The sequence below is a fragment of the Micromonospora sp. LZ34 genome (genome assembly GCF_052981855.1).
Genome location: NZ_JBRIQN010000016.1, coordinates 130,234 through 144,681 on the forward strand (window position 1 = coordinate 130,234; position 14,448 = coordinate 144,681).

At 64.1% G+C, this 14,448-nt stretch carries 11 protein-coding genes; 6 read left to right on the forward strand and 5 right to left on the reverse strand.

All coding sequences use genetic code 11. The features are described from left to right. The first annotated feature begins 6 nt into the window (after positions 1–6). Positions 7–750, forward strand: a complete 744-nt coding sequence (locus tag ACVCAH_RS18930; RefSeq protein WP_447137485.1) for an XRE family transcriptional regulator — start codon at positions 7–9, stop codon at positions 748–750. A gap of 3 nt (positions 751–753) precedes the next feature. Continuing rightward, positions 754–1,221, forward strand: a complete 468-nt coding sequence (locus ACVCAH_RS18935) for an NUDIX hydrolase (protein WP_447137486.1) — start codon at positions 754–756, stop codon at positions 1,219–1,221. On the opposite strand, the gene ACVCAH_RS18940 is transcribed toward ACVCAH_RS18935, so the two are convergent. Next, positions 1,218–1,766, reverse strand: coding sequence for an HD domain-containing protein (locus tag ACVCAH_RS18940; protein ID WP_447137487.1), 549 nt, complete (start codon positions 1,764–1,766; stop codon positions 1,218–1,220). The genes ACVCAH_RS18935 and ACVCAH_RS18940 overlap by 4 nt on opposite strands. A gap of 636 nt (positions 1,767–2,402) precedes the next feature. Between ACVCAH_RS18940 and ACVCAH_RS18945 the strand changes: the two genes are divergently transcribed. Beyond that, complete coding sequence (locus tag ACVCAH_RS18945; protein WP_447137488.1) at positions 2,403–3,617, forward strand: hypothetical protein; 1,215 nt, start codon at positions 2,403–2,405, stop codon at positions 3,615–3,617. A gap of 54 nt (positions 3,618–3,671) precedes the next feature. On the opposite strand, the gene tcmP is transcribed toward ACVCAH_RS18945, so the two are convergent. Continuing rightward, positions 3,672–4,787: a three-Cys-motif partner protein TcmP gene (tcmP, locus tag ACVCAH_RS18950; RefSeq protein ID WP_447137489.1), complete on the reverse strand. Its 1,116-nt coding sequence runs from the start codon at positions 4,785–4,787 to the stop codon at positions 3,672–3,674. 69 nt (positions 4,788–4,856) lie between these two features. Next, positions 4,857–5,615 carry a DUF5131 family protein gene (locus ACVCAH_RS18955; RefSeq protein WP_447137490.1) on the reverse strand — a complete coding sequence of 253 codons (759 nt, stop codon included), beginning with the start codon at positions 5,613–5,615 and terminating at the stop codon, positions 4,857–4,859. 638 nt (positions 5,616–6,253) lie between these two features. Between ACVCAH_RS18955 and ACVCAH_RS18960 the strand changes: the two genes are divergently transcribed. Then, positions 6,254–9,871 (forward strand): KAP family P-loop NTPase fold protein, encoded by a 3,618-nt coding sequence (locus ACVCAH_RS18960; RefSeq protein ID WP_447137491.1) that lies wholly within the window; start codon positions 6,254–6,256, stop codon positions 9,869–9,871. 561 nt (positions 9,872–10,432) lie between these two features. Here ACVCAH_RS18960 and ACVCAH_RS18965 read toward each other — a convergent pair. Then, complete coding sequence (locus tag ACVCAH_RS18965) at positions 10,433–10,882, reverse strand: tyrosine-type recombinase/integrase (RefSeq protein ID WP_447137492.1); 450 nt, start codon at positions 10,880–10,882, stop codon at positions 10,433–10,435. 110 nt (positions 10,883–10,992) lie between these two features. After that, positions 10,993–12,510: an MFS transporter gene (locus tag ACVCAH_RS18970; protein ID WP_447137493.1), complete on the reverse strand. Its 1,518-nt coding sequence runs from the start codon at positions 12,508–12,510 to the stop codon at positions 10,993–10,995. Between the two features lie 199 nt (positions 12,511–12,709). On the opposite strand from ACVCAH_RS18970, the gene ACVCAH_RS18975 reads away from it, so the two are divergent. After that, a complete protein-coding gene (locus ACVCAH_RS18975; protein WP_447137494.1) occupies positions 12,710–13,657 on the forward strand; it encodes an RNA polymerase sigma-70 factor in 948 nt (315 codons plus the stop codon). A 124-nt stretch (positions 13,658–13,781) separates the two neighbouring features. Continuing rightward, on the forward strand, positions 13,782–14,297 hold the full coding sequence (locus ACVCAH_RS18980) for a GNAT family N-acetyltransferase (RefSeq protein WP_447137497.1): 516 nt from the start codon (positions 13,782–13,784) through the stop codon (positions 14,295–14,297). Positions 14,298–14,448 lie beyond the last annotated feature (151 nt).

The following is a 14,448-nucleotide window of genomic DNA, read 5'->3' on the forward strand; positions in this document are numbered from 1 at the left end:
GCGACGATGGCAAACGATCGTTTGCGAGATGCGCTTGAGCGGTCCCGCGTTTCGCCGGCTGAACTGGCGCTTCTGACGGAGTGCGATGTCAAGACCGTGAGTCGTTGGCTCGCTGGCAGGGTTCCGCATCCTCGCACGCGCTATCAGATCGCGAAGCGGTTGAAGGAGGACGAAGACTACCTGTGGCCGGGAGCGCATAGAGCCGCCGCCGAGGTATCGGACTCGGCCGGGATGGTGCACTTCTACCCGACGCGAGGAGCGGTGCCACCAAACCTCTGGGATCGACTACTCGACGGAGCGACAACAGAAGTCGGCATCCTCGTATACGTCGGGATGTTCCTTACCGAGAAGCCTGACCTCCTGGACCGCTTGCACAAGAAGGCGACCTCTGGTGCGACGATACGCATACTGCTCGGCGACCGTAACAGCAGCGTGGTCAGGCAGCGGAGTGCCGATGAGGGGATCGGACGGGAAACCATCTCCGCGAAGATCGACCAGGCCAACGCCTTCTTCGGCTTGCTAGACGATGTGCCGAACATCGAGGTGCGCAGCCACTCGACGGTGCTCTACAACTCAATCTATCGCTTCGACAACGACATGATCGTTAACCCGCATGTCTACGGCAAGACCGCACCTATGGCGCCGGCGATGCATCTCCGCAAGACGACAACGTACGGCCTCTTCAACACGTACGCGGACAGCTTCGAGGCAGTCTGGGGATCGACAACGCCACGTGAAAGCAGGAGCTAGTAGATGCCCAAGACTGACTACCTGAACGATCCGGCCGCACCCCAGGCCAACTCCCTTGTGGTGGCTGTCACGGTCTTCGTTCAGGATGAAGAAGGACGCGTCCTGCTCATCAGGCGATCCGATAACAGCCTGTGGGCCTTGCCTGGAGGGGCGCAGGACGTCGGGGAATCCACCGCGCAAGCGGCCGTGCGCGAAGTCGAGGAAGAGACGGGCCTCCACATCGAACTAACCGCGATCTCTGGCATCTACTCGGATCCTGCTCACGTAATCGCCTACGACGACGGCGAGGTACGGCAGGAGTTCTCGATCTGTCTACGCGCCCGCGTAGTCGGCGGCACGATTCGAACTAGCAGCGAGTCATCAGAGGTGAAGTGGGTCGAACCAGAAAGCATCCAAACTATTCCGATTCATCCGTCCATGCTTCTACGGATCAAGCACGGCTTGGAGAACGACGCGCCCTACCTGGGTTAGCCGGCGAACTCGCTAAGTCGGCTTGTCGTCCTGGCAATGGCGTCGGCCAGATCCTGCTGGGCACTGTCGATGAAGGCGGTAACCACGTCATCTGGGCCGTACCGTTTCTTGATTTCGGCAACCCTACTCGCAAAATCCGTAGGGTCTCCGTCAGGCGTCGTGGTGAGGTCACACATCCACAAGGCGTCTCTCACCGGCCCCTCTTCGTCCCGAAAGTCGGCCAGATGACGTTCCAAACCCCGAAGGCGGGCCTCCCTAACTGCGCAGGAGTGATGCGCGACGAGATGAACGAGACGGTCGGGCGCGTCCACACCCCTCAGATAGATAGCACCATCGAGTGGATGGAATCCCGTCCTCACCAGGTGAGGCGCGTAGCCGACATCATGAAGGATCGCGGCGGCTTCTAACAGAGGAGCATCATCACCGACAGCCGCGGTGAGGGTGCGCGCTTTCTGGGCAACACCCTGCACGTGAGCCCAGCGGCGAGGCAGGGTGCCCGAGAGGTTCTGACGGGAGACCTCATAGGCCCACGAAACCAGCGACATGCATAGACCATAACGCCGCCGCTGGCCTGTCAGTACTCCCCATCGGGACAGCTGGCCGGCACGGCTGCCGGCGAAGTGGTTCAAAGTTTCTGTACGTCTTCAAGGCGGCCCGCAACGGGCCGCACGCGCCGCCGCCTGGGCGCGCGGCCTTCTCTCCGCTGTCGCTCCGCTCCGGCCACGCAGAACGCCTGGCGGCTGGCGCGGAGAGCGGGAAGCCCGGTGGGCCGCCGCAGAACGACAGACCGTTGGCCGGTGGTGTGTGGGGGCGGGCAGCCGGCCGGGCCGCGCGGCCACGAGCCCGCGCGGCGTAGGGGAGCGCACGCCGGCCGCATCGGCGAACTAGCGGCGGTTGCGAGGTTGCGGGTAGTGCGCCTCCGGCGGGGGCGCTCCGGCTCCAGGATGGCCGGGGCTGCGTCGGCGGGTTGCGGTCCGTGGGTGGCTGCGGTGGGCCAACCCGCCTGCCATCGACCCGGGCAAGCCGAGCAGACCACCGCCCGGCCCGCCAGCGTCCGTACGAGCCGTCAAGGTCCGCTTGACGTGGCAGGCCGGGCGACGGCCCGCTCCCCAAGAGGGCGGGTCGACGGCAGACGGGATGGCAGATGCAGCTCGGGCTATGTTCATGAAAGTCTGTCCGGCATGACGGCCAGGCGCAGCGGTCCGAAGGATCCTCAGGAAAACATGACGGTCAGAGGATCCCTGTTGTGGCAAGTATTCACAGCAGTCCTCCTTGCTGCATCTGTTGCGACAGTAACCACCATTCTGTTTTGGCTGCTGTTAGGGCGCCCGAAGCTTGCTGTATCAGGTGCGGCCCTCAGCGTCTCCGACTTCTACGCTGGGCTTCGCATTTCGCTTGCTGTTGTTGCCGGACTCGGAGCGGTCGTAGCACTTGTCGTGGCATATCGCCGTCAGCGTTTCAACGAGGCGCAGCACTTCCTGTCCAAGGCGGCGGAGGCTCGCGAATCTACGAAGCTCTACGGAGAGCGGTTCAAGTCTGCTTCTGAGCAGCTCGGTTCCACTGATGCCTCCGTCAGGCTCGCTGGCGCTTACGCCATGCTGAACCTCGCCGACGACTGGAAGTCAAACCGGCAGATGTGCGTCGATGTTCTCTGTGGTTACCTACGCATGCCCTTCGATATTCCGGACGATGATAGTGAGTTGTCTTATTCGCGGGTCTATTCTGAGGCAGTAAAGTTCGGGCCGACTGACACCATCGCCAACCGCCTTTCAAGGGCCGATAAGGAGATTCGCCAAGAACTGCAGGTGAGGCTGGCAATCCAGAGAGCTTTGGCGGCTCATCTTCGGAACCCAGAAAAGAAGCATAAGCATGGCCAGGAGATGCTGGAATTTTGGCCAAGCGTGCGGATTGACCTCTTCGGAGCAACACTATGCAACTTCGACTTCGAAGGCTGCGAGGTTTCTCGGGCCGACTTTCGCAGGGCGACGTTCCTTGGTGATGCAACGTTCTGCGAGTTCCACGTCTCGGGGCAGGCCCACTTTGCGCAAACGACGTTTTTCGGCGGGGCGGGTTTTCGGGGTGCCGTCTTCGATGGTGACCTGAATTTCGTCGATTCCCGCTTCAAGCGGAAGGCGATCTTCGCCGGAGCGAAGATCGGAGTTGATGGCGAGTTTAACGATTCAGTCTTCGAGTCGGATGCGAACTTTGGTGGCAGTAGGTTTGGTGCAGGAGCGTATTTTCCGGACGTACGCTTCATGGCTACTGTGTCATTCACGAACAGTCGGGCGAAAGACGGGCATGACCTGTCAGATGCGGTAGTCGCGAATGTAGAAGCCGCACACAAGTTGCCGTCAGGATTTAAGCTGGTCGACGGCCGGCTCCAACCGGTCAAGTAATGCGCCCTCGCCACCCCGACGTCAATCGCTATCACTGGCCGCGTAGCCGCAGCTTTAGAAGAGCGCCATGGAGCCGGTGTGGGAGAGGCGCGAAGTTCCAATGAGCCGCTTGCCAGGAGGTTCGGCGGCGATGCTTCCTTCGTCAATCAATAGCCGTGCGGCGCTTAGCGTCTGTCCAGGACGGAAGATGGTCCTATGGAGAGTGAAACGACGTAGCTCGTCTAGCGTGGCGCTCTGGCTTGGAAGGGTGGTCAAGTGCTCCAGAATGAGTCGACGCAACGGACCTAGCTGCGGCTCAGGCCGGATGGGTAGGGTCTCCTGGTTCGGATCTCGGGGGTCCCGGTAGCCAATTCCCTGGTAGGGGTCGACGCGCCAGATTGCGTCCTTCATCTTCTCGAAGCCTCTGTCAGAATTTGTGCCAAAGACAAGGTAGAGAAGGTTATTGCGTTCGTCGGCTAATTCGAAGTCCAGGACGTATTGAAACCCAGCCTCGGTCAGGACTCGGCGGTACTGTGACTTGATGTATTGAGCTTTCTTGTCTTTAGGTTGGGCTTGAACGTCACGCCATACCACTGGTCCGAACACTCGGTCTCCGTAGTGCCGAGGGTTGGATGCGAACCGCCAGAATTGGCTCGGTTGTATGGTTACGATCACCTCGCCAGCCTTGCTGTTGGCGGTCCGCTTTAGGATCTCAAAGTCGACGGCGGAGCCCCAGGTGTCGAGGACTAGTAGCAGTGGTTTGTTCCAGACCCTGTGCTTGTCGAGCAGGGGAAGGAGGTCCTCTTTGCAGTTGCCTTTCTGAAGATCAACCACCAAGCCTTGAGCTGCGAGTTCAGTTCTGTCGAGCGTCCCAAGCTCCCGCAGAAGGACGCCCTCCAAGTGGTCGACCCGTGTCTGATTGTCCTCTAGGAGCAGGAAGCGACCTTCTCTGCCTGGCCTTGGCGCGGCAATGCAGTGGAGGGCTGATCTTAGGGCGATGATTGGAGATCCCGGCGACCCATCCTTGTACTCGCCAGGGCCGGAAAAGCCCTCAGCGTAGGTGACGCCCTTCGAGCCATACGCCGACTGAAGCAGGATGGGGAACCAGGCGTCGAAGTAACTGCGGTACACGAGGTGCTTCGCAGCTGTGTGCGGATCCTTGTCCCACAGCACTTCGTCAGGCGTCGGCAAGGTTCCCCCTGTCTACGGTGCGCAGTTGTCCCGACACCGTATGACATGAAGGTCTGGTCGGCTACCCCGCTATCCGGCGGCTGACATGGCGGGAAGCTCCGGCATCTCGTCCCAGGTCTCGCCATCAAGGTCTCGGCCGCCTGCCTTTGGTGTCCTGCCACCCCACTGCTTGAAGAAGAAGGCGACGCCGTCCGTTTGGCACTGGTCACGGAGGTCCCGGACCCATGCGGGGTTAACTGGCCGGGCGCCCACCCCTGACTCGCCTCCTGCGATGAGCCAGTGGATGCCGGTTAGGTCGAGGGGAGTGACAGGGCCGAGAAGGGGTTCAGCGGAGATGAAGCGCACTGCTGCCGGCACGGTCCGGAGGTGATCGATCCGGCTCGCCTCGGAGGCGTCCTCGACGCTCACGCCCATCCAAACGTTGCTCGGCCAGGTCAGACGCGGAGCAAGTTTCGCTAGCCGAGAAGCCCGCTTCGTGAGTACCTGGTAGGTGTGCTGGGGGGTTGCTGCCATGACTTCAAAGACTCGCCCGACGAAGTCGAAGGGCACCCTGGCGTGGAACAGGTCGCTCATCGAGTTGACGAAGACGATCCTGGGCTCTCGCCAGCGCAGGGGAAGAGTCAAATCTGCAGGGTGGATGGCAACGCCGAAGCCTGGGCCGGAGGTTCGTGCGTCTCCGTCCGTCTGGTACTTCGGTGAGCCCATGGCCTTCAGTCGCTTCGCCAAGGTGAGTGCGTAGCAGTGATCGCAGCCACGCGAGATGCGGTCACAGCCGGTCGTTGGGTTCCATGTGGCTTCGGTCCACTCGATGGAACTCTTGTCTGCCATGACCACACTCCCCGACTGGTTGAGCCGATTCTGTCGAACGTGCGTACGGATTGAAAGGTGTGGAGGCGATCTTTCTTGTTGGGCTGGGGCGGCGAGTCGCATTGCCCATGCTCGGGTCGATCAACGCGGGAGAGGCGGCGTGAGACTCGGCTAGGCCGTCACCAGGCCGTCGCAGGCCGATCAGTGGCGACCAACGACGACCACTGGTGACGATGTTTGCCCAGGTAACAAGGGGTGGCGGCTCGACCACCAGGCCGCCAGGAGCCTTCTTACCTGTAGTCGGTGAACTGGTGTGCGAAAACCCTCAGCCCCCTTCCTCCCGACCAGGGCCGCCAGCTGTGCCACGACTGCCGTCAGGGCGACAGACCTGAGTGCGGTGCAGAGCGCCGGCGACCTCGCCAACGCGGAGGCGACCTTGCCGCCGTGGAGCGGCACTAGATCACTCTCGGACACCGTCAGACATAGCCGAGCCAGTGTTCCAGGGTTTATGCTGTGGCACGCAGCGACCAAGATCTCACGTATGTCCGCAGCGGACAGATGTTCACGGCATGGCTGCGTCGCGCCCGCCCGGCCCCACCAGTGGCATGTCAAACGGTCGCCGCCGTCTAGCGTTCCCTGCGGTGCAGAAGGGGCCTCGCATGTTCGGAAGACGGACTGCACCACCTGCGGAGGTGGTGCGAAGTGAAGACTTAATTCCGGACAATCGTCTCGGCGAGGATTACAAAGACCTTCTTGAACACGAAGCCATCGCCAAGGGCGTTGCCGAGATCGCACTGAAGGCGCAGTCCCCAGTTAACATTGCTCTCTTTGGGCCTTGGGGTTCGGGTAAGTCCAGTGTCTACTCGATGATCGAGAAGCACCTGAGTGCCGTGGCCGGCAAGAAGGTTCGGGTTGCACGCTACGACGCCTGGAAGTACGGCGGTCAAGACCTCAAGCGGAACTTCATCGACTCTATATCCGACGATCTCGGTTTAGGTAAAGAGGAAGAGTTCAACGACGGCCTCCACCAAGAGCAGACTCAGACGCATCTGAGCATTCTGAAATGGGTGAAGGAGAACTGGCGTTCTCTGCTGGCTGGTATCGCGCTAGCCGCCATCGTCGCCACGTTATGGGTCGTCTTGCAAGCCGCGGCCGCCGAGGCGTTCACGGACGACAACTTCAAGGCCGCCGTCAAAGCTCTCCTGCCTCAGGCCGGGACGGTCTTCGGCCTGGCCCTAGTGGCGGTCTTGGTTGGGCCCAAGGCGTTCGAGGGTGCCGTCACTACCAGGAAGAAGCCCGCGCCAGTTGGGGCCGACCAGTTCGCTAAGAGGTTCCATAACCTTGTGAAGAAGGTCCTCTCCGGCAGGACCGAACGGCTCGTGGTCTTCATCGACGAGCTCGACCGATGTGCTCCTGAGGACGTCGTGGCGACCCTGATCGACCTCAAGACCTTCCTTGACCAGGACGGTTGCGCATTCATCGTGGCAGCCGATCGAGAGGTACTCGAAAGAGCCCTGCGGAAGCTTCCACAGGCCAAGCCCGTCCGCGAAGACGAGCCGTACTACTCAACACCAGGCGCATTCCTCGACAAGATCTTCCAACACCAGATCGCGCTTCCGCCGCTGCGGTCCCGCGCTCTGACCAAGTTCGCCCGCGATCTTGCCGACGCACGCGGCGGCATTTGGGAGGAGTTGCGAACCAGGAGCCAGCAGGCCTACGAACTCGCCATCTTCGCGCTCATTCCAGTCCATGTCCGAAGCCCTCGGCGGGTCAAGGTGCTCCTGAACAACTACGCGACCACTGTGCGCATTGCCGAGGCACGAGCTATTCCATGGCTGGATCGGGCACACGAGTTAGCCGTGCTAACCGTGCTGCAGACGGAATTTCCCGTCGTTGCTGACGAGATGCGACGCGTGCCTCGGCTCCTCGCGTATCTGAGGGGAGACGAGGGTGCTCAGACGGACGAAGCGCGTGACGCCGTTCGGCGGTTCTCGATAAAGCCAGAGCCTGCAAAGCGTGACCCCGACGCTGGGGAAGAGGCTCCAGCGGGTGAGTTGCTCGCCGATGCGGCCGAGGGACGGTCGGGCCAGGTTGAACAGGCGAATGACACGTTGCGCCGCCATCTTGGCACATACCTAGCCAAGGTTGCCGCCGCAGGGATCGGCGACCCGCGTCCCGACCTCTTGTATCTCCAAGGCGCAGCGGGCCATGAAAACCTAGGGGACCCGCGCCTCGGTGATGTCATCGACTTCGCAACTGATACCGCCCCCGACCAGGTGGTCGCCGAGTTCGAAGCCCAGGGATCATCGACATTGGCGATCGCCATCCCACTCTTGGTTACTGAGGGTGACAACACGACCGGGCCGGGCCGGGTCTTCGCTTACGAGGCCGCGTGCAAGCTCATCGAACGCGTCGACCCGGACTACGGCGAGATCATCGCTCGCGAGGCTGCACCGTCGCTCATCGCAGCTCTCAAGGCAAGAACCCTCTCGAGGGAGTCCCTGCCAGGCGCTCTCCTAGTTGCTTGCTGGTCCGGCGCCTCTGACGTGGTCCAAGACACCCTCGACGGCCTTCGGCGAGAGCCCAATCCAGAAGACCTCCTCGGCAGGTTTGCACTGCTCCTACCGCACATGGAAGGCGATGCGTCACTGGTCTTGGTCGAGATGCTCGCCGACAGGTTCAACGACCTTCCGCAGCCGTTGCTGACAGCACTGAATAAGGCCCCCATTGAGAGCGCCGAGACCCTCTGGCATCGGGTGCAGGACTCCGTGCTCAACACTCTGAACGACCTCGAGACGTCCGAGCCAGCACCGGTTCAGCCCGGGCGTGCCCGGCCCGCCCCGAAGCCCGAATACACCGGCAAGGGCGTCCAGCGGCTCGAGGAACTGGTAGATGCCATCACATCCCGTCCCGACGGCGAGAGGCTACTGTCGTCAGTCTTCGCGTTGGCGCAGTGCGCGACCGCCTGCGCTCCGCTCCGTCAGTGGGCCCTACACAATGCGGATAAGCACGTGGCCACGATGGGCTCTCCAGTCCTGCGCGCCCGACACGCGCTGCTTGGCCTACGCGACTACCCGATGGAAGACGCCGCCGTCTGGTCCGCCATGCTCCCAAGCAACCCGACCGAGGATGACGCCGAAGTTGCAGCGCTTGCTGCCGAGGTGTTCACCTCCACGCTCGTGCCCTCTCTTGGGGCCGCTATACACCCCGATGCTTTGTCGCAGTTGCCGCTGCTGGCAGCCAAGGTCCATGACCTATCTGCGATGGACGTCGAAAAGGTAGCCGAAGTGCTGACACAGACGTTGTCCTCCGTGGGATGGGAGGGGGCCGCTGATGACGACGAGGCTGCCGCGCTACTGTGGGCGCGCAAAGAAGCACTGTTCGCGACAGCCGCAGCCTTGTTCTCGCCTGAAACCGAAGCGCGGCTGGCGGAGCCCTTGGTAAACGACCTAGCGCTAGTGCCGGAGACAATTCAGCTGCCGCCATCAGTGACGACGAACTGGGTGAGGCTGTGCGCGAAACTCCCGGCAGCCGCCGCTCGTTCGTTGTCCGCTCGCGTCGACGAGTACAAGCCGGCCGACGGCGAAGAGGCGGCCGTCCTGCGGCTCAAGCTCGGTGTACGAGCAGTATTTGACGGTGACGCCCCAGCGGCGGCCGAGGTCGCACGCATCCCTGGGGCAGAGCAGACCACGGCGATCACTGACGCCTGGTTGGCGCTTTCGCCCGCCCCCAACGAGGTTCGTTCTCTGCTCGGTAAGGTAGCCATCACGCCCCTCGCCCTTGGTCGCTACTGTGTTGGTCTGAGCACCGTCGACCGCACCCGGATATGGGTGGCCGTCGCCGAGACGAACGGCACGGCGGCACTACTGCAGGCGGCCGGACAAGCCGGAATCGGAGCCGCAGCTGTCGAATATGCCCGTACTGTCATCAAGAACAAGACTCGCGAGGCCGAAAGGACTGAGCAGGTCGAAATCTTGATTGAAGCTCGGGTATCCCCCGATTCCGGTGTAGCCACCCAAGTCAGGAAGGCCGCTAGCGAGCTGGCCGAAGACCTCTTGGCCAGAAACGTTGCCGGCGATCTGCGGTCGGCGGCCAGAGTCGTCGTGTGGGCTGGCGGTGCGGGCTATGGTCACACGCTTTCATTGCGCGACGGGTTCACGGCGGGGGTCAAACAACACAACAATGCCTTGTCGAAGTCCTTGGCGAAGGACCTCGCTGACCACGGGCTGCTTACAGTGGCCAAGAAGAGCGCCCTCGCAAAGCTACTCGGGCGCTGACCGAAACCTTCCTCGTGGATCGCCGGTGTGTTCGGTGGCGCGACTGGTCGGCTGTCGGCCCAGGGGGTGGTGCCGACAGCAACGGTGACAGCAACCGAGGCGGCTGGCATCGTCCCGAGACCGGCTGTCGCAACTAGGCGGATTGAGGCGGGAAACGATGGGGCATCACGCCGGCTATGCCTCTTAATCCGCTGGTCCGGTCGACGCAGGGTGTAGCAGCGGCTGTAGCAACGATGACGGACGACGGCGCACGATCACGGGCTCGTGACGGGTCGGACGGGGACGGACCAGCCGGGGATGGACGCGGCGGGACGGCTGCCCAGAACTTACAAACGAGGGGTCGTAGGCGAGGTTGACCCCTACGTGACCCCAACCTGCCGCCAGGACAGCACGACGAGCCAAGCCAGCAGCGGACCGCTGCCGAGGCAGGGACGGTTGGCCACGGCCGGGCGCGTGTCCTCTTAATCCGCGGGTTCGGGGTTCGAGTCCCTGGCGGCGCACCAGCAGGAACACCCTCAGGGCCGGTCGGTTAGACCGGCCCTGACCTCTTTTGGGCGACCCCTACGTCAGGCATCGAACAGATAACCCCAGCTGGTCAGTGGTGGTCGACCGCTGGGCCTGCCGGGTCACCTCCACGTAGATCAGCTCCCCGATGGTCGGGGCGCTGTGCCCGAGCACGTCCTGGATCTTCTCGATCGGCACGCCCTGCTCGTAGAGCAGCGTCGCGCAGGAGTGGCGTAGGTCATGGGACCGCACCCGACGAAGAAGTCCTGCCACCGCTCGCCCGTCACTCTGCGCTCTGCCTCCTGCCTGACCTTGTGCTCTCGGAGAGCGGCAAGGCAGGGCGTCGGCAGACCGATGATCCGCTCCGACTCGTCGGACTTCAGCGGGCCCGAAGACGAGCTGAACGCCGAGGCGTTGCAGGGACTCGTGCACCACCCTCCAGGCGGCAGCGTTGAACAGCCCGCCCAGCGCGGCGTGGAGGGATACCGGTTCCCCCGTGACCTCCACGATGTCTGCTTCGGCGGCAGCACAGACGTCGGCGGCCCCGACCCGTCCGGGTCACGGCCGCCGACGTCCCCGCGGCTGAGCGCTGCTGCAATGGACCTCCGCCGGGGAGATCAGGAGTGAGCGAGCACCGGCTCGGCGTCCTCGGCGCCCCCCGCGCTCTCGGCGTCCTCGGTGACTGCCTGGTGTTTGGGGCGCGGGGTGTTCATCAGGACAGCGATGATCAGCGCGCCGGCCAGGAGGATTCCCGCGGCCCAGGTGCCGGCTGTCACGAAACCTTCCAGCATCGCCTTCTTGGCGAAGGCCGGGCTCCTCCCTTGCAGGGCATGCGAGGCCAGGTAGTCCGCGGTCGCGCTGGTGGCGATGGTGTTGAGCAGCGCGGTTCCGATCGAGCTGCTGATCTGCTGCGCGGTGTTGACGCTGGCCGAGGCGACGCCCGCGTCGCGCTGGTCGACGCCGTGCGTGGCGTAGTTGAAGGCCACCGGCATGATCATGCCCGCCCCGAAGCCGAGCAGGAGTCCCGAGACCAGCACGCCCTCGACGTAGCCGGTGTCGGTTTCCATGGTGTGCAGCCACAGCATGCCGGAGGCGATGAGCAGCATGCCCGGCACGATCAGCATCCGCGGCGGGACCTTGGGCAGCAGCCGGGTGGCGAGCCCGCCGGCCGACATCAGGACCGCCACGGTCATTGGGAGGAAGGCCACGCCCGTCCTGATCGGCGAGTATCCCTTGACGACCTGCAGGTAGTAGGTCATGAAGAGGAACGCCCCGAACATTCCGACCATGGCCAGTCCCACGCTCAGATAGGCGCCGCCGCGGGTTCGGTTGGCGATCAGGCGCGGCGGCAGCATTGGCTGCGACACCCGGCTCTCGACGAAGGCGAACGCGGCGAGCAGCACCGCGCCCCCGGCCAGCAGACCGATGACCTTCGCCGAGCCCCAGCCGTCGGACTCCGCCTGGCTCGTGCCGTACACGATCGCGACCAGCCCGCCGGTCACCAGCAGCACGCCGGGGATGTCGAACCGGGCCCTGCCCCTGCTCCGCGACTCGGCCAGCATCGCGTACCCGCCGACCACCGCGATCAGGGCGATCGGGACGCTGACGTACAGGCACCAGCGCCAGTCCAGGTAGTCGGTCAGCGCCCCGCCGGCAAGCAGCCCGATCGCGCCGCCCACGGCGGTGATGGCGCCCCAGATCCCGAACGCCTTGGCGCGCTCCTTGGGCTGAGTGAACGTCACGGTCAGCAGCGACAGCGCGGACGGCCCGAGCAGCGCGGCGAACCCGCCTTGCAGGGCACGGGCGCTCAGCAGCATCTCGAAGTTGTCCGCCGCGCCGCCGAGCGCCGACGCGCCGGCGAAGCCGAGCAGTCCGATCAGGAAGGTCCGCTTGCGGCCGGTGTAGTCGGCGATCCGGCCGCCGAGCAGCAGCAGGCTGCCGAACGCCAGCGTGTACGCGGTGATGATCCACTGCCGGTCGCCGTCGGAGATTCCCAGATCCCGCTGGAGCGACGGCAGCGCGATGTTCACGACCGTCCCATCCAGAACGATCATGAGCTGGGCCAACCCTATGAAGAACAGCGCGGCCCAGCGGCGCGAATCGGCCGCCGGGGCCTGCGCCTTCGTGGTTGCCATGACTTCGTCCTCACTCGTGGTCTTGCGTGCCGCGCGGATCGTTCGCGCGGCGTCCTGACGATCACGAGACGGCGGCGACCCGGGCCCTGTAACAGTGCGGGTGTATGACGTGGGTCATCGCTCGTAGGTGTTACAAGGCGGTGGGGAGCGGCGTCTAGTGCGTGTGGCAGGACCGAGGTCGAACAGGCAGGAGCCAGGCATGAGCCAGCGCAGCGAACGAACGACGGACACAGCCGAGCCGCTCGATCGTCCCGACCGCGTGGACCCCGCGGATTCGGCAACCGAGGTGTTCGTTGCCCATCGCAACCTGCTGTTCACCGTCGCCTACGAGATGCTCGGCTCGGCCGCCGACGCCGAGGACGTCCTGCAGGAGACCTGGCTGCGATGGGCGGGCGTCGATCTGGCCGCCGTCCGCGAGAAGCGCGCCTACCTGGTGCGGATCGTCACCCGGCAGGCGCTGGACCGGCTGCGTGCGCTCGATCGGCGTAAGGAGTCCTACGTCGGGCCGTGGCTGCCCGAGCCGCTGCTGACCACGCCCGATGTGGCCGAGGACGTCGAACTGGCCGACAGCGTGTCGATGGCGATGCTGCTGGTGTTGGAGACGCTTCAGCCGATCGAGCGGGCGGTGTTCGTGCTGCGCGAGGTGTTCGATCTGGAGTACGACGAGATCGCCGAGGCTGTCGACAAGACCCCGGCGGCGGTCCGCCAGATCGCCTACCGGGCACGGGCGCATGTCGCCGCGCGCCGGCCACGCGGCGTCGTCTCCCCGGCCGAGACCCGAGCCGCACTCGGGGCCTTCCAGCGCGCGGTTGAAACCGGCGACCTGCAGAGCCTGCTCGACATCCTGGCGCCGGACGTCGTCGCCCTGAGCGACGGCGGCGGTATCAAACATGCCCTGCTTCGGCCCATCGTGGGGGCCGGCAAGGTGGCTCGCTTGTTGGCCGTCGGCTGGTGGAAGCGCGACGCAGGAAGGTCGGTCGAGGTGGTACAGATCAATGGTGGCCCGGGGCTGCTCGTCCGAGTCAATGGGGAGATCGACGGCGTGATGGCGGTGCGGGTCGAGAACGGCTACATCACCGGTGCCTACCACGTGCGCAATCCCGAAAAGCTGTCGCGGCTGGAGCGGGAGACCGTCGTCAGCCGCTGAGGCCGCAACGACCTACAGCCCGACCCGGCGACGTCTGGCGGGTGCAGCTGTGGCCGTCGGCGTGCCCCCGCTTCCGGTCAAGCCTGGCGAGGAAGAGGACATGCCCGCCTGGGACGATGGACGGGTGAAGATCACCCGACTCATCGCCTCGGAGGATGCGCCGGCCTTGGCCGAGTTGCTCCGCGTCAACCGTGAGTTTCTCGCGCCGTGGGACCCGATCCGGAGTGAGGACTACTTCACGGCAGACGGCCAGCACGCCGTCATCGAAGCCGATCTCCAGCAGCACGAGCAGGGATTGAAGCTGCCCCACGTCATCCTCGACGACTCCGGTCACGTGATCGGCCGCATCACGCTCAACGGCATAGTGCGCGGCCCCTTCCAGTCATGTGCCATGGGCTACTGGGTAACTGCCAGCCACAATGGCCGGGGGTTCGCGACGAGGGCGGTGCGCGAGATCGTGCGGGTGGCCTTCGAGGAGTTGGGGCTGCATCGGGTGCAGGCAGAGACCCTGCTGCACAACGTTAGATCGCAGCAGGTGCTGGAACGCAACGGGTTCGTGCAGTTCGGCATGGCGCCGGCGTACCTCAACATCGCCGGCCGGTGGCAGGATCACGCGATGTACCAGGTGGTGAACCCTTGAAGGCGCCTGGGTGCGTGCTTGCTGACACTCAGCGCGCCAGCCCTCGGCGAGTGTCACGCGGATACTGATACCGATCTGTCATCCATGAAGGAGCGGGGTCGGTCAAGACTGGGGTTTTGACCTGCTGACGTTGATTTTTCCGGTTCCGGCA